This is a genomic window from Allopontixanthobacter confluentis (assembly GCF_009827615.1).
Lineage (GTDB): Bacteria > Pseudomonadota > Alphaproteobacteria > Sphingomonadales > Sphingomonadaceae > Allopontixanthobacter > Allopontixanthobacter confluentis.
Map to the genome: position 1 here is coordinate 571,887 of NZ_WTYU01000002.1, position 19,593 is coordinate 591,479.

The 19,593-nt window shown below is 61.4% G+C and carries 17 protein-coding genes; 11 read left to right on the forward strand and 6 right to left on the reverse strand.

The window, feature by feature from the left end:
• Nucleotides 1-40: 40 nt before the first annotated feature.
• A complete protein-coding gene (locus tag GRI44_RS11105) occupies nt 41-1,606 on the reverse strand; it encodes a long-chain-fatty-acid--CoA ligase (RefSeq protein WP_160601845.1) in 1,566 nt (521 codons plus the stop codon).
• A 67-nt stretch (nt 1,607-1,673) separates the two neighbouring features.
• Complete coding sequence (locus GRI44_RS11110; RefSeq protein WP_160601846.1) at nt 1,674-2,897, reverse strand: M20 metallopeptidase family protein; 1,224 nt, start codon at nt 2,895-2,897, stop codon at nt 1,674-1,676.
• 93 nt (nt 2,898-2,990) lie between these two features.
• On the opposite strand from GRI44_RS11110, the gene GRI44_RS11115 reads away from it, so the two are divergent.
• Together GRI44_RS11115 and GRI44_RS11120 are read left to right on the forward strand one after the other, a co-directional pair.
• Entirely contained in the window at nt 2,991-4,013 is a 1,023-nt protein-coding gene (locus GRI44_RS11115) for a diacylglycerol kinase family protein (RefSeq protein ID WP_160601847.1), read from the forward strand.
• Nucleotides 3,995-4,912, forward strand: a complete 918-nt coding sequence (locus GRI44_RS11120) for a hypothetical protein (protein WP_408609197.1) — start codon at nt 3,995-3,997, stop codon at nt 4,910-4,912. Before GRI44_RS11115 ends, GRI44_RS11120 begins: the two co-directional genes overlap by 19 nt.
• Nucleotides 4,913-4,915: 3 nt before the next feature.
• Here GRI44_RS11120 and GRI44_RS11125 read toward each other — a convergent pair whose 3' ends face one another.
• Nucleotides 4,916-5,422 carry a DUF2141 domain-containing protein gene (locus GRI44_RS11125; RefSeq protein WP_408609205.1) on the reverse strand — a complete coding sequence of 169 codons (507 nt, stop codon included), beginning with the start codon at nt 5,420-5,422 and terminating at the stop codon, nt 4,916-4,918.
• A 384-nt stretch (nt 5,423-5,806) separates the two neighbouring features.
• On the opposite strand from GRI44_RS11125, the gene rpe reads away from it, so the two are divergent.
• From rpe to GRI44_RS11165, 8 genes are all read left to right on the forward strand, one after another.
• Nucleotides 5,807-6,469, forward strand: a complete 663-nt coding sequence (gene rpe, locus GRI44_RS11130; RefSeq protein ID WP_160601849.1) for a ribulose-phosphate 3-epimerase — start codon at nt 5,807-5,809, stop codon at nt 6,467-6,469.
• A 125-nt stretch (nt 6,470-6,594) separates the two neighbouring features.
• On the forward strand, nt 6,595-8,424 hold the full coding sequence (locus GRI44_RS11135; RefSeq protein ID WP_160602359.1) for a heparinase II/III family protein: 1,830 nt from the start codon (nt 6,595-6,597) through the stop codon (nt 8,422-8,424).
• Between the two features lie 13 nt (nt 8,425-8,437).
• On the forward strand, nt 8,438-10,021 hold the full coding sequence (purH, locus tag GRI44_RS11140; RefSeq protein WP_160602360.1) for a bifunctional phosphoribosylaminoimidazolecarboxamide formyltransferase/IMP cyclohydrolase: 1,584 nt from the start codon (nt 8,438-8,440) through the stop codon (nt 10,019-10,021).
• A 123-nt stretch (nt 10,022-10,144) separates the two neighbouring features.
• Nucleotides 10,145-10,345 carry a hypothetical protein gene (locus GRI44_RS11145; protein ID WP_160601850.1) on the forward strand — a complete coding sequence of 67 codons (201 nt, stop codon included), beginning with the start codon at nt 10,145-10,147 and terminating at the stop codon, nt 10,343-10,345.
• Entirely contained in the window at nt 10,342-11,019 is a 678-nt protein-coding gene (msrA, locus tag GRI44_RS11150; RefSeq protein ID WP_232843118.1) for a peptide-methionine (S)-S-oxide reductase MsrA, read from the forward strand. Before GRI44_RS11145 ends, msrA begins: the two co-directional genes overlap by 4 nt.
• 36 nt (nt 11,020-11,055) lie before the next feature.
• Nucleotides 11,056-11,538, forward strand: coding sequence for a Fur family transcriptional regulator (locus tag GRI44_RS11155; RefSeq protein WP_160601851.1), 483 nt, complete (start codon nt 11,056-11,058; stop codon nt 11,536-11,538).
• A 69-nt stretch (nt 11,539-11,607) separates the two neighbouring features.
• Nucleotides 11,608-13,533 (forward strand): 1-deoxy-D-xylulose-5-phosphate synthase, encoded by a 1,926-nt coding sequence (dxs, locus tag GRI44_RS11160; RefSeq protein ID WP_160601852.1) that lies wholly within the window; start codon nt 11,608-11,610, stop codon nt 13,531-13,533.
• Between the two features lie 67 nt (nt 13,534-13,600).
• Nucleotides 13,601-14,404 (forward strand): lipid II flippase Amj family protein, encoded by an 804-nt coding sequence (locus tag GRI44_RS11165; RefSeq protein WP_160601853.1) that lies wholly within the window; start codon nt 13,601-13,603, stop codon nt 14,402-14,404.
• Between the two features lie 71 nt (nt 14,405-14,475).
• Here the strand turns inward: GRI44_RS11165 and GRI44_RS11170 are convergent, their stop codons facing one another.
• From GRI44_RS11170 to GRI44_RS11180, 3 genes are all read right to left on the reverse strand, one after another.
• Nucleotides 14,476-15,834: an amidohydrolase family protein gene (locus GRI44_RS11170; RefSeq protein ID WP_160602362.1), complete on the reverse strand. Its 1,359-nt coding sequence runs from the start codon at nt 15,832-15,834 to the stop codon at nt 14,476-14,478.
• Between the two features lie 65 nt (nt 15,835-15,899).
• A complete protein-coding gene (locus GRI44_RS11175) occupies nt 15,900-17,282 on the reverse strand; it encodes an amidohydrolase (RefSeq protein WP_160601854.1) in 1,383 nt (460 codons plus the stop codon).
• A 21-nt stretch (nt 17,283-17,303) separates the two neighbouring features.
• Entirely contained in the window at nt 17,304-18,950 is a 1,647-nt protein-coding gene (locus GRI44_RS11180) for a peptide MFS transporter (RefSeq protein ID WP_160601855.1), read from the reverse strand.
• 194 nt (nt 18,951-19,144) lie between these two features.
• Between GRI44_RS11180 and GRI44_RS11185 the strand changes: the two genes are divergently transcribed.
• A complete protein-coding gene (locus GRI44_RS11185; RefSeq protein ID WP_160601856.1) occupies nt 19,145-19,492 on the forward strand; it encodes a GntR family transcriptional regulator in 348 nt (115 codons plus the stop codon).
• The last annotated feature ends 101 nt before the right edge of the window (nt 19,493-19,593 follow it).

The window sequence follows — 19,593 nt, forward strand, 5'->3', positions numbered from 1 at the left end:
CGCTTCTGCCAGTCAGGGATGCGGCCTGCCCGCCGCAGCGTCAGTTCACCTGCCGGTCCAGCCCTTCCCAATATGGTGCGCGCAATTCGCGGCGCAGGATCTTGCCGGATGGATTGCGCGGCAGGGCGCTGATGAAATCGACTGTTTTGGGGCATTTGAAGCCCGCGATCTGCTGCCTTGCATAGGCAATGATCGACGCTTCGTCAGGCTGGCAGCCGTCCTTGCACACCACCACCGCTTTTACCGCTTCGCCCCATTTGGGGTCTGGCACGCCGATTACCGCAATGTCGGCGATGTCGGGGTGGCCATACAGCGCGCTTTCCACTTCGGCAGGATAGACGTTTTCGCCGCCGCTGATGATCATGTCCTTGATCCGGTCCTGGATGTAGAGATAGCCTTCTTCGTCCACGATGCCGGCATCGCCAGTGCGGAACCAGCCATCGCCAATCAGCGCCTTGGCGGTTTCTTCAGGCCGGTTCCAATATTCGATCATCACACATTCCGACCGGATGGCGACTTCGCCGATAATGCCGGGGGGAAGAGGGTTGAGATTTTCATCCAGAATGCGCAATTCAACGCCGGGCAAGGGCTTTCCGGCGGACCGCATCACATGTTCGCGGCCGGGCAAGTGGTCTTCCGGCGACAGGGAAATGACTGTGCCATAAGTTTCGGTCAGCCCGTAAAGCTGGGCAAAATCGCACCGCAACCGGTCCACGCCTTCCTTCAGCAGGTCGAGCGGGATGGGGCTGGCACCGTAGGTCAGCCCTTTGACTGACGAAAAATCCGCATTTTCCGCATCGGGATGGGCCAGCATGATGCCCAGCGCAGCAGGCACCAGAAACAGCCATTTGACCGCATATTTCTGCACATCGCTGATCAGCAGGGCAGGATCGAATTCGGCGTGAATGATGATTTCCTGCCCGCCCAATGCGCCGCTGATGGCCGTGCCGACCCCGGCAATATGGCCGTATGGCATGGCGAAAATCATCGTGTCGCCCGGCGCTGCACAATACCAGTAGATGTTTTCAGCTTCCAGGCGCGGGCGCAGGCAGGTGCCGTTGCGGTTGCTCAGGACCACGCCCTTGGGCTTGCCCGTGGTGCCGGATGTGTAAAGCTGCAAAAACGCTTCGTCTGCCACCGGTTGGCTGGCGACTGGCGCATCGCTCTGCCGGTCACGCCAGGCAGCAAATTCATTTTCCATATGCACCGTGTCACCGTCCCACGGGACATTCCGGAAGGCATCTTCCACGAACAGGATTTTCGCGCCACAATCCTTGAGGATGAAATCCACCTCGGCAGGGGCAAGGCGCCAAATGATCGGCACGAACACCACGCCTGCACGCGATGCGCCAACGCATAATTCGACGCAAATATCGCTGTTCTTGCCCAGATAGGCAATGCGGTCACCTTTCTTCAGGCCCATGGCGGCAAGGCCATTGGCAATCTGGGTGGCATGCCGGTCATATTCGGCAAATGTGGTCGTCCGCTCACCGAAACGCAGGGCGATTTGCTGCGGGTTTTCTGCCGCACTGCGCGCCAACCCTTCGCTGAAGGTGTAGCAATGCTGATCGCTGGTGGGCCGATTTCTCGTGGGCGTATCGTTCATCATCTCTCCGCTTGTATCCGGGTGCCTTTTGACACTTGCCGTTCCTGTCATGTTGCAACGTGCCGCGTCAGGTGAACCCCTGTTCGAGGAACTGGATGGCGCAGCCTGCCAGAATGGCCGTGCCGCGCGGCAGGGCAGCTTCATCCACCATCATGCGCGATGAATGGATGCCGCAGCACGTGGTCCAGTCCGCGCCGCTGGGCGCAACGCCCAGAAAGAACATTGCGCCGGGCACTTTTTCCAGCACATAGGCGAAATCTTCCGCGCCCATGATCGGCGCGGGCAGGTCTTTCCAGCCCTCTGGCCCCAGCAATTGCTGCGTCACCGTGCGGCCCAGCGCCACCGCGCGTTCATCGCAGATGGTGACCGGGAAACCGGGCGTGACAAGGACCGTGGCGGCCACCCCATGCGCAGCCGCAATGTTCCGGGCCACTTCATCCAGCAGACTATGCACGCGGGCCCGGTGCGCGGGCGACAATGTGCGCATGGTGCCGCGCAGGGTGGCATGGTCGGCAATGATATTATGCGCCGTTCCCGCATCCATCCGGGTGACAGTGACCACCACCGCATCCGCCGCGTTGAACCGGCGGGTAACCATGGCCTGCAATGCGGTCACAATGGCACAGGCGGCGGGCACCGGATCACGCGTATCATGCGGCATGGAGGCATGGCCGCCTTCGCCGGTAACGGTAATTTCGAACTGGTCGGCAGCGGCCATCAGCGGGCCGGCTTTGCCAGCGATAATTCCGTGCGGCGCATTGGGCATGATGTGCAGCGCAAAGGCGGCGTCAGGCAGCGGATCATCCGGCGTGCCGCCCAGCAGGCCATCATCCAGCATGAAACGGGCGCCGTGGTATCCTTCTTCGCCAGGCTGAAACATGAACATGACTTCGCCAGCAATGTCGGCCTGCCGCGCGCACAGCATTTGGGCAGCGCCTGCCAGCATGGCGGTGTGCGTATCATGGCCGCAGGCGTGCATCGCCCCTTGGGTGGTGGAAGCAAATTCAAGGCCGGTATTTTCCGGCATGGGCAATGCGTCCATATCGCCGCGCAACACTACGCGCCTGCCCGGTGCGGCGCTGTGTTTCGTGCCTTTCAATATGGCCACTTCGCCCGTGGTGGACGGGCCGCTGCGCCATTCCAGCGGCAGATTGGCCAAGGCCGCGCGCACCTTGTCACGGGTTTTGGGGGTATGCAGCCCCAGTTCCGGTTCGGCATGAATGGCGCGGCGCAGGCTGATGATCCGGTCAGCCAGCGCATTGGCGGATGAAAGCAGGTCCGTCTGGTGCATGGGCCGATGCTACATAATTAAACCGGCTGAGTCCCAGCCAATTTATGCCCCCCTATGGATGAAGAGCGCAATGGCGGCTAAGGCGCTGGTGAAATGACTGGCCAAAACTCCACTCCTACCCCCGCCACCGCCGCAAAACCGGGCCCGAAACAGCCTTTGGTCGGGGTCATCTATAACCGGCACAGCCATCGCAATCAGGGGCTGGACCATGATTCGACCGACCGGCCCAATATTCTGGTGGCCCATCCTTCCGGCACGGCGGATCTGGCTGGATTGCTGGCCGGTTTCGCGCAGCGCGGGGTAGAATTGCTGGTCATCAACGGCGGTGATGGCACCGTGCGTGATGTCTTGACCAGCGGCCTGCCCATCTGGGGGGATGACTGGCCGGCACTGGCGGTGTTGCCCAAGGGCAAGACCAATGCACTGAATGTGGACCTTGGCGCGCCGGCAGACTGGTCACTGGCCGATGCCATTGCCGCGTTTGAACGGGGCAACAGAGTGCGCCGCCGCGCCCTGAAAATCGCCGGAGCAGAAACCAGCCCGCCCAGCGGGGCAGGCAGTACCAAGCCGCCCGCCATGCTGGGGTTCATTCTTGGCGCAGGCGCATTTACCACCGGCATCCGCGTGGGGCAGGACGCGCACAGAATGGGGGCATTCAACAGTCTGGCCGTGGGCGCGACCACCGCGTGGGGCGTTGTGCAATCCCTGTTCGGCACGGATCGGAACCGCTGGCGCAGCGGGGTCGGGATGCAATTGCATATCGGCGCTGAAGGCAACCCGCTGGCCCACAGCGGCATTGGCGATCCGGACAAACGCTGGTTTCTCATCTCATCCACGCTGGAAAACCTGCCCGTGGGCATGAAGCCGTTTGGCCCCTATCGCACCGGCCTGAAACTGACGGTGGTAGACCGTCCGCGCAGGCGGCTGCTGGCGATGATCCCTGCCATTGTTGCTGGCAAGGTGCCCCAATGGGTGCTGCGTGCCGGGGTGCATTTCGTGCGTACGGACCGGTATGATCTGGCGCTGGCTGACGAATTCATTCTGGATGGGGAGGCTTTTCCGGCAGGCCGTTACACCGTGTCCAATGGCCCTGAATTGTGCTTCGTGGTCCCGTGACGCCGCGTGATGCGGGCAGCGGTTTGCACCAGCGCATTGCCGCCGGGCTGGATGCGCCGGTCCATCAGGCCGTGCGCGACTTTGCCGCGACGCTGGCACGCGATACAGGCGCTGTGGCAGCGCTGTTTTACGGATCGAACCTGCGAACCGGCGAATTGGAAGGCGTGCTCGATTTCTATCTGCTGATGCCGGGGGCAGAACGCAGCCGGATATGGCCACGGGTCAGCTATCATGAATGGGACTATGCCGGGCAAACCCTGCGCGCCAAGGCTGCCACCATGGCTCTGTCCACCTTCGCTGCCGCAGCGTGCGGCCAGCGGCGAGATGCCACAATCTGGGCGCGTTTTGTCCAGCCAAGCGCATTGGTGTGGCTGGCTGACGGGGAAACCCGCGACACTGTGGCCCGTGCGATTGCGGCGGCGGCTGAAACCGCAGCCCGGCTCAGTATTGCACTTGGCCCGCCATGCGGGACGGAGCGTGACTATTGGCGCGCCCTGTTTCAGGCGACTTATCAGGCAGAATTCCGGGTGGAAAAGCCGGGGCGCGAAAATTCCATTCTGGATATGAATGCGGCCCATTTTGACGGGCTGTTACCGCTGGCACTGGCGGCACAGGGCATCCCTTTTACCGCTGATGGCGCGTCCATCACGCCGCAGCTTGCGCCGCAAAAACGCCAGCAGATCTTACGCTGGTGGAATGTGCGCCGGCGGCTGGGCAAACCACTTAACCTGCTGCGTCTGGTCCGGGCCACCACCACATTTGACGGGGCCGCCCGCTATGCTGCGTGGAAAATCGAACGCCACACCGGCGTTCCTGTAGAAATAACCCCGTGGCGCGAAAAACACCCGCTGCTGGCAGCACCGGGCGTCTTGTTCAATGTGTGGCGTAACCGTGCGTGACGGTCAGAAATATTTCATCGACAGGGTGATGGAGGTGACGCCGCTGCCCACCGTAAAGGCTGTCTTCTTGAAGTGGGGCTTGCCCAGATTGAAAATGTTGATGCTGGGGTTGTTCGACATGGCGCCGCCATCTTCCCTCAGGTCCGTATCGCCATTGCCATTCAGATCGTGGCGCACGGCAATGCCATATTCGCCGGGGCCAGGCACTGGCAGGCAGAATGTCATCGACCCTGCGCGCGCAGGCGCTTCGATCCGGTTGAGCCAACGCCCTTTTTCAAGCCAGTCCGCCTTGGTGCCCTTGTAACTCTGGATGCGAATCCTGCCGGTCGATGCCTTGATGCCGCTGACCGTGACTTTCACGGCCGGACCGGCACTGGAAGAACATTTTGCAAGGTTGTTGGAGATCGTCTGCCGGTATTGCGGCTGTGCGTGCACCTGTGCGGGGGCAGCCAGCAACATTGTGCCGGCCACCAGGGCAACGGCCGCAGAACGAAGATGGGTCGTGGTCATCATAATCTGTAAGTTTCCAAATCTGGCTGCACGGGCGCAGCTTCAGAACATCCGATTCGCCAACCCTTCGGCAGGCGGGATGTTCGCTGAATATGGCGCCCATTTGCGTGCACGGCCATGAATTACCGCTGAATTGCACACAATGCCAATGTTCAGGCTTCCGCAGGGTCCGGAAACCAGCAGGCCATGAATCCACGAAGGATGCGCGCAGGGGAACGCTTCTGGAGAGGGCAAACTTGCAAAAAACCCGGCAGACAGGCGGGGCCAGTGTGGAAAAGCGCATCCTTGGCGCTTGCCGCTACTACATCTGGCATCTAACCCGTTGGCAGCCCGCAATCACTACCCGCAAGCGTTCCGCTTGCCTCCCACGTAAAGCGCCCGAGCATGGCAATACCGCTTATTTCGCCTTCCATCCTGTCTGCCGACTTTTCCCGGCTGGGCGAAGAAGTGCGCGCGATTGACGCCGCTGGCGCTGACTGGATCCATGTTGACGTGATGGATGGCCATTATGTGCCCAACATCACCATCGGCCCTGATGTGGTCAAGGCGCTGCGCCCCCACACGGCCAAGATTTTCGATGTCCATCTGATGATCAGCCCGGTCGATGCCTATCTGGAGGCATTCGCCAACGCCGGGGCGGATATCATCACTGTCCACCCCGAAGCCGGGCCGCATACGCACCGCACGGTGCAGGCGATCAAGGCATTGGGCAAACAGGCGGGTATCTCGCTCAACCCTGCAACACCTGCCAAGATGCTGGATTATCTGATCGACGATATCGATCTGGTGCTGGTGATGAGTGTGAACCCCGGTTTCGGCGGGCAAAGCTTCATTCACAGCCAGCTGCGCAAGATCGAAGCGGTGCGCAAGATGATCGACAAGACGGGCCGCGACATCCGGCTGGAAGTGGATGGCGGCGTTAATCCTGAAACGGCGCGGCTGTGTGTTGATGCCGGCGCAGATGTGCTGGTGGCAGGGTCTGCCACGTTCAAGGGCGGGCCGGATTGCTACGCTGCCAATATCGCGGCGCTCAAGGGGCAGGGATGATGGCCGGCGCGACGACAGGAAGCCGTGTCGTCGCTGCGGGAACCCCTGCTGCCCAACCCGCTGGCAAACCTGCCCGCACCATCGATAGTCCCCCGGGCGATCCGAATTTGAAGGCGATACGTGCCATGGCCATGCCGCTCGATACGAAGGATGATACCGCGCTGGTGACAGATGCTGCGGCCACGCATGATGCCGCTACGCATGGCGGGCCCAGTGAAGTGCTGCAGCCCGGCCGCGCCCTGGCGCTGAGTGATTTTTCTGCGCCATCTGTCGGCGCGGGGGAACGGTTCATCCGCCTTGCCTATCGGCTTGGCGTTTCATCCTCCACACTGACTTCGCCATTCCGCAAGCCCTCGCGGGCGCGGCTGCTGGCGACGGTGGAGTGCCCCTTGCAGGCTGAACGCGCCGCAGGCGTGGCGCTGCGCGCCGGACATTTTCTGGTCCACGGGGTGAAAGCGCCCATCGCGCAGATGGATTTGTCCCCCACGGCGCGGCTGACGCCGCCGTTTGAACGGGTGGTGCACGGCTTTTCATGGCTGGGCGATCTGGCGGCCTGCGCGCCGCGCGAACAATGCACCGCCACAGCGGAACGGGTGCTTGCAGCCTGGCTCGATCTTAACGGGCCCAAGGCCAGGGGGATTGGCAAGGGGCCTGCGTGGAATGTCGAACATGTTGGCAACCGGCTGCTTAACTGGCTGGTCTATGCACCGCTGATCCTGTCGGGCGATGACCGGCTGCGGACAGAGGCGCTGCAGGCGTTTTCCCACACCGCCCGCTGGCTGGACCGCAATGTTACCCGCGCGGATGACCGGCTGGGCGAAGTGGCAGGGTGGTGCGCCATTATCGCCGCCGGATTGCTGTTGCCCGATGGCAAGCCGCGCCGCCTGTTTGGCGAAGCGGGGCTGGTGCGCGCGCTGGGCGAATTGGTGGCTGATGATGGGGGAGTGCTGTCACGCAGCCCGGTCGCGCAGATGGATGCGATTGCCTTGCTGGTGAAGCTGACAGCCTGTTACCGCGCGGCTGACCGCGATCCGCCCGCTGCGATCGAAACGATGACTGCGCTGCTGGTACCGCCGCTGCTGGCGCTGATGCATGGTGATGGCGGGGTGGGCAGCTGGCAGGGTGCCGGCGCAATCCGCGCGGAACGTGTGGCCGCATTGGCAGAAGCCAGCGGCGTCCGCACTCGCCCGCTGAAAGATATCCGCCAATGGGGGTATCAGCGCATGACCGGCGGCAGGACCATCGTGCAATTCGATGCTGCACCGCCGCCGCGCGCCAAACACGCCCGTGCAGGCTGCGCATCCACCCTGGCGTTTGAAATGTCGTGCAACGGGCGGCGGATTATCGTGAATTGCGGCGGCGCGTCCTTTGCTGGCGGGCAAGTGCCAGTGCGAATCGAACAGGGCCTGCGCGCCACTGCGGCCCATTCCACGCTGGCGCTGGATAATGCCAATTCAACCGCAGTCATGATCAATGGCAAGCTGGGCAAGGGCGTCGAGGAAGTGGAGATCGACCGCCGCACCATCGAAGTGAACACTGGCAAGGCAGCCCGCGTGGAAGCCAGCCATGATGGCTATGCCAGCAGGTTCGGTCTGGTTCACCGCCGCATCCTGATCCTGCGCGATGATGGCAGCGAATTGCGCGGCGAGGATTTGCTTGTGCCAGCAGGCAAGGGCAAGCGCGGCAAGATTGATTTTGCGATCCGCTTTCACATCGGGCCGGGAATCGAAATTGGCCTGTCGGACGATGGCAAGGGCGCCGGTCTGGCACTGCCGGACGGTACATATTGGCAATTCAGGCTTGCAGAAACGTCCAGCGGGGGCGATCTGGCCATTGAAGAAAGCCTGTGGGTTGATGGTCAGGGCAGGCCGCAACCCATACAGCAACTGGTATTGCAGGGCCTGACATCGCGCAGCGGAGGGAATTTCTCCTGGCTGCTCAAGAAAATGGGATAATTTGCACGTGAGCATGGTGACAATCGAACGGGCACTGCTGTCAGTGTCCGACAAAAGCGGATTGGTGGAACTGGGGCAGGCGCTGGCGGCGCGCGGGGTAGAACTGGTTTCCACCGGCGGCACCGCGAAAGCACTGCGTGATGCGGGCCTCATGGTGAAGGACGTGTCCGACCTGACCGGATTTCCCGAAATGATGGATGGCCGGGTCAAGACGCTGCACCCCATGGTGCATGGCGGATTGCTGGCCGTGCGTGACAATCCTGAACATGCCGCCGCCATGGAAGCCCATGCAATCGGCGCTATCGATCTGGTGGTGGTCAACCTCTACCCGTTTGAAGCGACCGTCGCCAAGGGCGCCAGCCGCGATGAAATCATCGAGAATATCGACATTGGCGGCCCTTCGATGGTGCGTTCTGCGGCGAAAAATCATCAGTTTGTCACCATCGTGACTGATCCTGCCGATTATGCTGCGCTTGCAGCGGAACTGGAAACGGCAGGCGGCGCGACCACGCTGGAATTCCGCAAGGCAATGGCGGCCAAGGCGTTTTCCGCCACCGCGGCTTACGATTCCATGATCAGCCAGTGGTTCGCCTTTGCCGATCAGGGTCAGCTGCTGCCGGACCTGTTGTGCCTCAATGGCCGCAAGTCTGCTGAATTGCGCTATGGCGAAAACCCGCATCAGCAGGCTGCGCTGTACCTGCCCGTCGGGCCGCACGCCAAGGGCATAGCGCAGGCCCAGCAAGTGCAGGGCAAGGAACTGAGCTACAACAATTACAATGATGCCGATGCCGCGCTGGAACTGTGCGGCGAATTTGCCGGCGGCGATCCGGCCGTGGTGATTGTCAAACACGCCAACCCTTGCGGCGTGGCGCAGGCCTCTACCCTGCTGGCAGCATGGGAAGCCGCGCTGCAATGCGACAGCGTATCGGCCTTTGGCGGGATTGTGGCAGTCAATGTCCCGCTGGATGGCCCGACAGCTGAAGCCATCTGCCAGATCTTCACCGAAGTGGTGGTGGCCCCCGCGGCTGATGAAGCCGCGCGCGCAGCCTTTGCCAAAAAGAAGAACCTGCGCCTGCTGATTACCGGCGATTTGCCTGATCCGCGCCGGCCCGGCCTGATGGTGAAGCCGATTACCGGCGGACTGCTGGTGCAAAGCCGCGACAATGGGACCATTTCGCAAGCAGACTTGAAAGTGGTCACCAAACGCGCTCCGACAGAGCAGGAGCTGAAAGACTGTCTGTTTGCCTGGACCATTGCCCGCCATGTGAAAAGCAATGCCATTGTCTATGCCAGGGACGGGGCAACCGCAGGCATTGGCGCAGGCCAGATGAACCGGCGCGACAGTTCGCGCATTGCCGCCATGAAAGCGGCCGAAGCGGCGGAAACCTATGGCTGGGCGCAAGCGCGCACCGTTGGCAGTGCCGTCGCATCCGATGCCTTCTTCCCCTTTGCCGACGGGCTTCTGTCAGCTGCCGAAGCAGGCGCGACTGCCATCATCCAGCCGGGCGGTTCCATGCGCGACAATGAAGTCATCCAGGCTGCCGATGAGGCAGGCCTTGCGATGGTATTTACCGGGATGCGCCACTTCCGCCACTAGGGACGGTTCGCCGGATCATGCCGGCAAACCTGCGTAAGAACGTCATTTCATCGCCGTAGCGGTGCGTCTGGGCGTGGCTGCTGCGTCTTTTTGCCCCAATTCAGCGTAGTGTAAGTGAGGCCCGTGCATAACGGGGGCGAATTTGATGAAACACATAAGAAGAAAAGAAAGCCCATGGGCCTGTTCAAACCTGATCTCTATCGCAATTTCGCCATCGGCTTCGCGCTCGGCGCGGTCATAGTGGCGTCGCAAATCGGCCCCGATATGTGGCAGCAGATTGTGCCGGAAGCGCATGCTGCGGTCATTAGCGTGATCGACCGTTGATCAGGTCGCTTCCCGTGGTTGCGGCACTGGGTCTCGCCCTGTCCGCCTGTCAACCGGTGGCCATGGCGGCTGAAACAGCGGTTGCGGCCCCTGCGGCTGCCCGTGTTGCCCGCGAATCGGGCGGGCTCAAAACCGCAATTTTTGCCGGCGGCTGTTTCTGGGGCGTGGAAGGCGTGTTCAGCCACGTCAAAGGCGTGACCAGCGCCGTATCAGGCTATCACGGCGGCAATGCCGCCACTGCCACCTACGCCCGCATTGGCACAGGAATGACCCAGCACGCCGAAGCGGTGCAGGTGACTTATGATCCCAAGATCGTGCGTTATGATGAATTGCTGCGCATTTTCTTTTCAGTCGTGGCGGACCCGACATTGAAAAACCGACAGGGTCCGGATGTTGGCCCGCAATACCGGGCCGCGCTGGTGCCGGTCAGCAGCGAACAGCGGGCCGTGGCGACTGCCTATCTGGCGCAGATGAAAAAGTCCGGCAAATGGAACCGCCCGATTGTTACCGCGCTGGAAACGCACAAGAAATTCTACAAGGCGGAGGATTACCATCAGGATTTCCTCGCGCTCAATCCGCGCCATTCCTACATCGTCAGGTGGGACATGCCCAAGGTGCGGGCGTTGAAAACCATGTATCCGCAGAAATACAGCGCCCGTTTCCAGCGCGATTGATTGGCAATCGGCCATGGGCAACGCTATATGCCGCGCATGGCCCAGCACCTGAACAAACCCCAGCAGCAGCATAACCATAGCGAGCATGCCGGCGAAACCCTGATCGATGCCGCGCGCACTGCGCTTACGGCAGCAGGGGAACAATGGACTGGCATGCGTTCAGATGTGTTCGAGGAACTGGCCCGCCACGAACGGCCCGCGTCGGCCTATGATATTGCGGATAATCTATCCAAAACCCGCGGCAAACGGGTCGCGCCCAATAGCGTTTATCGCATTCTCGACCTGTTTGTGAGCAACAACCTCGCAATGCGGGTGGAAAGCGCGAATGCCTATCTCGCCAACACCCACCCCGGCTGCACGCATGACTGCATTTTCCTGGTGTGCGATGAATGCGGCGAGGCCACCCATGTCGATAATGACGACATTTCCCGCAGCGTGCGCGCCATTGCCGAAACGGCAGAATTCAAGGCGGAGCGCCCGATCATCGAAATTCGCGGATTATGTGCTGCCTGCCGATAGGCGCTTGCGTTCAAACCCATGCGCTGTCGTTCATCGACAGGCACGATTTCGCGGTGTAAGCCACCTTTCATGACTTCACGACCCGACACTCCCCTGCTCGACACCGTTGATACGCCAGCCGATCTGCGCAAGCTTGAGCCGAAGCAATTGCGCCAGCTGGCGGACGAACTGCGCGCCGAGATGATTTCCACGGTTGGCAGCACCGGCGGGCATCTTGGTTCCGGCCTCGGCGTGGTCGAACTGACCACGGCCATCCATTATGTATTCAATACGCCGGAAGACCGGCTGATCTGGGATGTGGGCCACCAGGCCTATCCGCACAAGATTCTGACCGGCAGGCGCGACCGGATCCGCACTTTGCGTCAGGGTGGCGGCCTGTCCGGTTTTACCAAGCGCAGCGAAAGCGAATATGACCCGTTCGGCGCGGCGCATAGCTCCACTTCCATTTCCGCCGGGCTTGGCTTTGCCGTGGCCAACAAGCTGGCAGGCACGCCGGGCAAGGCGATTGCCGTCATCGGTGATGGCGCGATGAGCGCGGGCATGGCCTATGAAGCCATGAACAACGCCGAGCAGGCGGGCAACCGGCTGGTGGTGATCCTGAACGATAATGACATGTCGATTGCGCCGCCGGTGGGCGGGCTGTCCGCCTATCTGGCGCGGATGGTGTCCAGCAGCGAATATCTGGGCCTGCGCAGCCTCGCGTCCAAAGTCGCCCGTAAATTCTCCCGCCGCGTGCACACTTCGCTGGAAAAAGCAGAAGAGTTTACCCGCGGCATGGTGACCGGCGGGACCTTGTTTGAAGAACTGGGTTTTTATTACGTCGGCCCGATTGATGGACATAATCTCGATCATCTGATTCCGGTGCTGGAAAATGTGCGCGATTCAGACCAGGGCCCGATCCTGATCCATGTCGTGACGCAGAAGGGCAAGGGCTATGCTCCGGCCGAGGAAAGCGCCGACAAATATCACGGCGTGGCCAAGTTCGACGTAGTGAGCGGCAAGCAGGACAAGGGTCCGGGCGGCGGCCCACCAGCCTATCAGAACGTTTTTGGCGAAACGCTGGCGAAACTGGCCAATGACGATCCGCTGATCTGCGCGATTACCGCGGCCATGCCGTCAGGCACCGGGGTGGATAAATTTGCGCAGGCGCATCCGACCAAGGCTTTCGATGTCGGCATTGCCGAACAGCATGGCGTGACTTTTGCTGCTGGCCTTGCCGCGCAGGGGATGCGGCCATTCTGCGCCATCTATTCCACTTTCCTGCAACGCGCGTTTGACCAGGTGGTGCATGATGTGGCGATCCAGAACCTGCCGGTTCGCTTTGCGATTGACCGTGCCGGGCTGGTCGGCGCTGATGGCGCGACCCACGCGGGCAGTTTTGACATTACCTATCTGGCAACCCTGCCCAATTTCGTGATCATGGCTGCGGCGGACGAAGCGGAACTGGTGCATATGACCTATACCGCCGCCATGCATGACACAGGCCCGATCGCGTTTCGTTACCCGCGCGGCAATGGCACTGGTGTGGCTTTGCCGGAAACCCCTGAATTGCTAAAAATCGGCAAGGGACGCATTGTGCGCGATGGCAGCAAGATTGCCCTCCTCTCGCTCGGCACGCGGCTGGCGGAAAGCCTCAAGGCGGCAGACCAGCTGGAAGCCAAGGGGCTGTCGACCACCGTGGCTGACCTGCGGTTTGCCAAGCCGCTCGACCATGAAATGATCGAACGGCTAATGCGCACACATGAAGTCATCGTGACAGTGGAAGAAGGCGCCATTGGTGGACTGGGCGCGCATGTATTGACGCTGGCGAGCGACAAGGGGCTGACCGATGCGGGTCTGAAAATCCGCACCCTGCGTCTGCCGGACATTTTCCAGGACCATGATACGCCGGACAGGCAGTATGACGAAGCCGGCCTCAACGCTGACAACATCGTCGATACTGTGCTGAAGGCACTGCGCCATAACAGCGCCGGGGTGGAAGAAGCGCGCGCCTGATGCCTGCCTGAGCGGCGCTGCGGCGATTACGCTGGCGCTGGCTTCGCGGCCGACATAATAGCCGCCGATGGACACGCAATTGCTGATAATCTGCCTGCTGACAGCGGGTATCAACCTGATTGGCACGCTGGCCTATGGCGCGCGCATTGCCGGTGTGCGCACGCGGCGTATCGCGATGAGCTTTGCCCTGTTCAACGTGCTGGTGCTGGTGTCGCGCACGTCCAACGGATTTCTCGGGCCATTTTTGGCCAAACGGATCGAAACCCGGCTGGATGATGGCGGCGGCGCCGCTTTGCTGGGCGATTTCCGACTGGTGCTGCTGTCCGCTTCCGTCGCAGTAGCAGTCGGCATAATCCTGGTTCCCACCGCGCAGCGACTGTTCGTCCGGGCTATCGGTTATTTTCAGGAACACCGTTCCACCACGCGGCTGGTAATGCGGACATTTACTCCGCCAGGCCTTCGGACCATGCGTGATTCGATCGCTTTGCCGCGCCGCGACCAGATCCGCGCGCTGGCCAGCCCGCGCGGCGTTGGCTGGGGCGTGCTGCTGGCTAACTGCCTCGCCCAGGCATTGCTGACCGTGGGCGTTCTCGCATCGCTTTATGCAGGCTATCTCAATCCCGAATTCAGGGTGACGGCATCGCAGCTTTCCGCCGTTATCAACGGGCTGGCAACGATCCTGCTATTCGCGCTTATCGATCCGCAATTGTCGGTCATTACCGATGATGTGGTGGAAGGCCGGGTGGCTGAACCCCTGTTCCGCCGCACGATCATCTGGATTTCGCTGAGCCGGCTGGCCGGCACCATTCTGGCGCAGGCCCTGTTTGTGCCTGCCGCGATGGCCATCGCCTTTATCGCCAATTACGTCTGACTGTTGATATTCGGGCTAAAAAAGGGCGGCAGCGCAGTACTGCGCGCCGCCCCTTTTATGTCTCGGCTGGCTTACCAGTCGTACGCCTTCGGCAGGTCGCTTTCATCCAGATCGCGGTACCGGTCGCGCAGGCGGGTCTGGTGGTTGTCCACCGGCTGTTCCACCCCGTCGATGAACACTTTGACCGGCGCTGATGATGTTTCCAGCGGGTCGCCATCCCACACCACCACATCGCCCGCGGCGCCCGGCGTCAGGGAACCGAATTTGCCTGCCATGCCGGCAATTTCCGCCGGGATGGAAGTGATAGCCGCCATGGCCTGCCCCCAGCTCAGGCCGCTGGCGCGCGGCACATTCTGCAATGCCACCAGATTGCCGGCATATTGCGGCAGATAGCGGGGCTGGCGCATGGATGCCGCGTTCAGCGCCACTTTCACCCCTGCGCGCACCATGCGGCCGATATTGCTTTGCGTGGCGGCCAGTTCCTCGAAATTGGCGGGCAGATCGTCCAGCGCATCGGCAATGACCGGGACGTCTGAGGCGGCGATATCATCAGCGACCAGCCAGCCTTCCGTCACGCCGACCAGCACGAGGTCGAGGCGCGGAAATTCGGTTTTCAGCGCCAGCACGGCCCGAATGTCAGCCGCCCGTTCCACCTGCACATAAAGCGGCTGCGTACCGTTCACGACGGGAACCAGCGCCGCCGCATCAAAGCGGGTCAGCAGCGTATCCGTGCCCCGTTCCGCATTATTGTCCAGCATGCGCGGATCGACCGGAATATCATCCCCCGACTGGCGCGGCGCGGATTGCGCTGGCGAGCCGGAAATACGCGCCCGCTTGCCATAATCACGCGCTTCACGCAGCGCATTGCGGAACAGGGCGTGGGCCGCCATGCGGCTGCCGCCCGCCAGCCTGCCGCCAGCTTCGCCCAATGCCACCACCTGGAAGGCACGGCTGCGCGTTACCGCATCGGCATCATTGCCAAGATCGATAATGGCGCCTTGCCCGGCAAAGATGGAACCGGACGGGCTGGCCGACACCGTGGCCCGCGTTACGCCGCCAGCGCGGCTGATCAATATATGCTGCGAGGATGGGTTGATGGCCGGGGCCACGTCCAGTGCCGCGCTGAAGGGTGAATTGCGCGCAGATGTATCATTGCTCTGCTGCACGGCGCCCACATCCCACAGGCCCAGATCGGTCATGGATGCAACGATGCCGGGCGTAACCCAGGTGCCAGTGCCATCGCTGGTGGGGACATCTGCGGGGACGGTCACCCCTGCGCCTGCGGCCACCACCTTGCCGCCGCGCACCACGACAGTGGCGTTCCGGATCGGCTCGCTGCCGTCACCTGTGGCGACAGTGGCATTGGTGATGGCGAAATCCTGCGCATGGGCATTCATGCCGGTAAATGCGCCAACAAAAGCGCAGGCCATGCCCAGTTTGCCCAGTTTGCCCAATGTGCCCAACAGTGTCAGGCGGCGGGGTGTGCGTGCAGCGCTCATTTCACGTCTCCTTCACCGGGCTGGCCCAGCTCGAAATCGCTCACCGGGCGGCGTTTTGCGTCAGTGGCATCGAACAGCAAGGCGCCGTCCACCCACACTTTTTCCGGGCGCGCATAAACGCTCAGCGGATTGCCGTTCCACAAGACCACATCGGCCATCTTGCCCTGCGTCAGGCTGCCGGTCATCGCGTCGATGCCCATGGCCTTGGCAGGGTTCAGGGTCAGCCAGGAAATCACCGTCGCATCGGATATGTCGATGCCCATGCGGCGGCCATCGGCCTGCGCCTTGGCGGCTTCCTGATTCAGCCGCTGGATGTCGTTTTCATCATCGGAATGAATGACAACGCAGGCCCCTTCGCGCTGCAACAGGGCGGCATTTTCAGGAATGCCGTCATAGGCTTCCATCTTGAAACCATACCAATCGGCCCAGATGGCGGAACAGGTGCCACTCGCCTTCAGCAGATCGCCAATCTTGTAGCTTTCCACCGCGTGATGGAAGGCACTTACCTTGTAGCCGAATTCCTTCGCCATATCGAGCACCAGCGCCATTTCATCAGCGCGGTAGCAATGGTTGTGAATCAGGATATCGCCTGCCAGCACACCGGCCAGCGTTTCCTTGCCAAGGTCGCGTTTCTTGCGGTCGCCAGCGGCATATTCCTTGGCATCCAGCCATGTCTGGCGGTTGACAGCAAAATTGCCCATCCGGGTGGAAGGGGCGCGGCCCTTGCCGCCGTAAACGCGCTTGGGATTTTCACCGCAGGCCATTTTCATGCCGTAAGGCGCACCGGGAAATTTCATGCCCTGCACCGTGCGGCTGGGCACATTTTTCAAGGTGACGGAACGCCCGCCCATCAGATTGGCGGAACCGGGCAGGATCTGCAGCGCGGTGATGCCGCCATTGGCCAGCGCCCGGGTGAAGCCGGGGTCTTGCGGCCAGACTGAATGTTCCGCCCAGACTTCCGGCGTAGTCGGGCTGGTTGCCTCGTTCCCGTCGGAATGGGCATCGACCGAAGGGGTCGGGTAATCGCCCAGATGGCTATGAATGTCGATGATGCCCGGCGTGACGAATTTGCCGGTACCATCTACCCGTGTGTAGCCAGCAGGAATGGCCAGATCCGCTCCGCCCACGGCGACCACCTTGCCATCGGCAAACAGCACGGTGCCATTTTCGGTATGGCCGCCTTCGCCGTCAAACACCGTTGCGCCAACCAGCGCGGTGGGGGCGCCGGGATAGGCTTTGTATGTGGAAGCATAGGGCGCTTCGGCATCGGTTTTTGCCGCTCCACTGGCCGGACGGCCATTACCAGTGCTGGCACCAGTGGTGGAACAGGCGGCGAGCGCTACCGCGCCCCCCATGATAAGGCAGGCACGATAGGGCATCGGGTATTTCCCCATTCAGGTTCAGGTGTTGCGAGTGGCCGGGTGAATGCCGGCAGCCTGCGGCTCGCCAACTTCTTTTTGCCCCAGCAGATCGTCACCGACAGTATCATCCACCAGCGTATCGAGATGCATCAGCTTCTTGATCAGCGGGCTGATGACCATGACCGCAATGCCGACCCCCACAGCGGTCCAGCCGACCGTGGAATAGACACCTAGCACGGTTGCCTTGCCTGCCGTTTCGCCAACGCCTTCAGCGCCGGTTGCAGCGGCAATCAGGCCAGCGGCAAAATTGCCCATGGCCGAAGCAAAGAACCATGTGCCCATGATCAGCGAAGCCATGTGTGATGGCGCCAGACGGTTCATCGCGCTGAGGCCAACAGGCGACAGGCACAATTCACCGGTGGTGTGCAGCAGGTAGATCAGGAAGATGAAGATCACCGGCGTCGGCACGTTCACGCCAACCGAATTGGCGCCCCATACCAGCACCAGGAAGCCAAGCCCGACCTGAACAATGCCCAGGCCGAATTTGAGCGGGGTGGAAGGTTCCGCCCCGCGCTTGCCCAGCAATTGCCACATGGCCGCAAAAACAGGAGCCAGCAGCACGATGTAGATCGCATTGATCGACTGGAACATCGATGCTTCGACACCCTGACGGTCAACATGGCGATCGGTAAACAGGTTAAGGCTGGAGCCGGCCTGTTCAAACAGCGCCCAGAAGATGATCGAGGTAAGGATAAGGAACAGGGCAGCAAAGATGCGGTCACGTTCCTGCGACGGCAGTTTTACCACTGCGATATAGATGACGTAAAGCACCAGCCCGCCGCCAAATACGCCGAGGACGGTGCCAACCAGTTCCTGATACTGAACAGCTGCCCAGCACAGTGCGACCATCAGGATGCCGAGGCCGTAGATGGACCATTCACGCGGCATGCCGGCCACTTTCTGCTTCAGCAGAGCCGGATCCTTGGGTTCGCCCTTGCCCTTGAGCAGCGGTTTGCCCAGCACGAAGAAGATGAGGCCGATGAGCATGCCGAAGCCAGCAAGACCGAAGCCATACTGCCAGCCATAGGTCTGGCCCAGATAGCCACAGATGATCGAAGCTGTGGCAGCGCCGACGTTAATACCCATGTAGAAGATGGTGTAGCCAGCATCGCGGCGCACATCGGTGCGCGGGTAAAGCTGGCCGACGATGACCGAAATATTCGCCTTCAGGAAGCCGGAGCCGACAATGATCAGCGCCAGCGCCATCCAGAAGATGTTGATGACCGGGTCACCTTGGCCGCCGTCACCTTCGAATGCCATGAAGAAATGGCCCAGCGTCAGCAGGATGGCGCCGAACAACACCGCCTTGCGCTGGCCCAGATAGCGGTCGGCCAGATAGCCGCCGACAACCGGGGTGATGTAGACCAGCGCGGTATAGGCGCCGTAAATGACGGATGCTTCCGCATCGGAGAACAGCCAGTGCTGCACCAGATAGAAAATGAGCAGGGCGCGCATGCCGTAATAGGAGAAACGCTCCCACATTTCGGCCAGGAACAGCACGAACAGGCCCTTGGGATGGCCGGCGAATTCATCGCCCTTGGTAGTGGTCGTGATGACGACCCCACCTAGAAGGAATGCTGCCAGGACGACGATAGCGCCCCAGAACAGGATAAGTTCAAAAGTCATGGGCCTGCGACCTCTCCGTAATTTTATGGCGGCCCCTCAGCCGCAAATCAAGCAGGCACCCTAGCGGCTGTTTCGGCCATGTGAAGCGCTAGTTTCATCAGAAACCGCCCTTTTTTGCCGTGATGCGCCCCGGACAGGGAACTTGACGCGCCCCGCTGTATTATGGCACTGATGCACCTTATCGAGGAAAGCGAATGACCCAGCAAAGCCGCCCTGTCTATCTCAAGCTGCGCGATCTGATTGCTGCCGCCATCATCGAAGGGCGTTACAAAGAAGGCGAAATGCTGCCATCCGTGCGCGCATTTGCCGCCGCGCAAGGGGCCAACCCGCTCACCGTGGCCAAGGCTTACCAGCAATTTCAGAGCGATGGGCTGGTCGAAGTGCAGCGCGGGGTCGGCATGTATGTGGTGCGCGGTGCTGCAGCCAAATTGCGCAGCGCAGAACGCGCACGGTTCATTTCCGAAGAATGGCCCGAAATAAGGGCGCGCATGCGCCGCCTACAAATCGATCCGGCAGCCCTGCTGGAAGGGGCGCAGGCCTGATCTGATGGCGGTGCCGGGCAAAATGCGGGCCTGACAGAAAATTAGCAAATATTAACAGTGCTTATTGCGCCATGCATCGCACTCTGGCAGATTGGACTCCG

What these genes read in the sequence shown, in the direction of transcription:
- GRI44_RS11105 (WP_160601845.1), bottom strand. Translation starts at nt 1,606, where the DNA reads ATGAACGATACGCCCACGAGAAATCGGCCCACCAGCGATCAGCATTGC.
- GRI44_RS11110 (WP_160601846.1), bottom strand. Translation starts at nt 2,897, where the DNA reads ATGCACCAGACGGACCTGCTTTCATCCGCCAATGCGCTGGCTGACCGG.
- GRI44_RS11115 (WP_160601847.1), top strand. Translation starts at nt 2,991, where the DNA reads ATGACTGGCCAAAACTCCACTCCTACCCCCGCCACCGCCGCAAAACCG.
- GRI44_RS11125 (WP_408609205.1), bottom strand. Translation starts at nt 5,422, where the DNA reads ATGACCACGACCCATCTTCGTTCTGCGGCCGTTGCCCTGGTGGCCGGC.
- rpe (WP_160601849.1), top strand. Translation starts at nt 5,807, where the DNA reads ATGGCAATACCGCTTATTTCGCCTTCCATCCTGTCTGCCGACTTTTCC.
- GRI44_RS11135 (WP_160602359.1), top strand. Translation starts at nt 6,595, where the DNA reads ATGGCCATGCCGCTCGATACGAAGGATGATACCGCGCTGGTGACAGAT.
- purH (WP_160602360.1), top strand. Translation starts at nt 8,438, where the DNA reads ATGGTGACAATCGAACGGGCACTGCTGTCAGTGTCCGACAAAAGCGGA.
- GRI44_RS11155 (WP_160601851.1), top strand. Translation starts at nt 11,056, where the DNA reads ATGGCCCAGCACCTGAACAAACCCCAGCAGCAGCATAACCATAGCGAG.
- dxs (WP_160601852.1), top strand. Translation starts at nt 11,608, where the DNA reads ATGACTTCACGACCCGACACTCCCCTGCTCGACACCGTTGATACGCCA.
- GRI44_RS11165 (WP_160601853.1), top strand. Translation starts at nt 13,601, where the DNA reads ATGGACACGCAATTGCTGATAATCTGCCTGCTGACAGCGGGTATCAAC.
- GRI44_RS11170 (WP_160602362.1), bottom strand. Translation starts at nt 15,834, where the DNA reads ATGGCCTGCGCTTTTGTTGGCGCATTTACCGGCATGAATGCCCATGCG.
- GRI44_RS11175 (WP_160601854.1), bottom strand. Translation starts at nt 17,282, where the DNA reads ATGCCCTATCGTGCCTGCCTTATCATGGGGGGCGCGGTAGCGCTCGCC.
- GRI44_RS11180 (WP_160601855.1), bottom strand. Translation starts at nt 18,950, where the DNA reads ATGACTTTTGAACTTATCCTGTTCTGGGGCGCTATCGTCGTCCTGGCA.
- GRI44_RS11185 (WP_160601856.1), top strand. Translation starts at nt 19,145, where the DNA reads ATGACCCAGCAAAGCCGCCCTGTCTATCTCAAGCTGCGCGATCTGATT.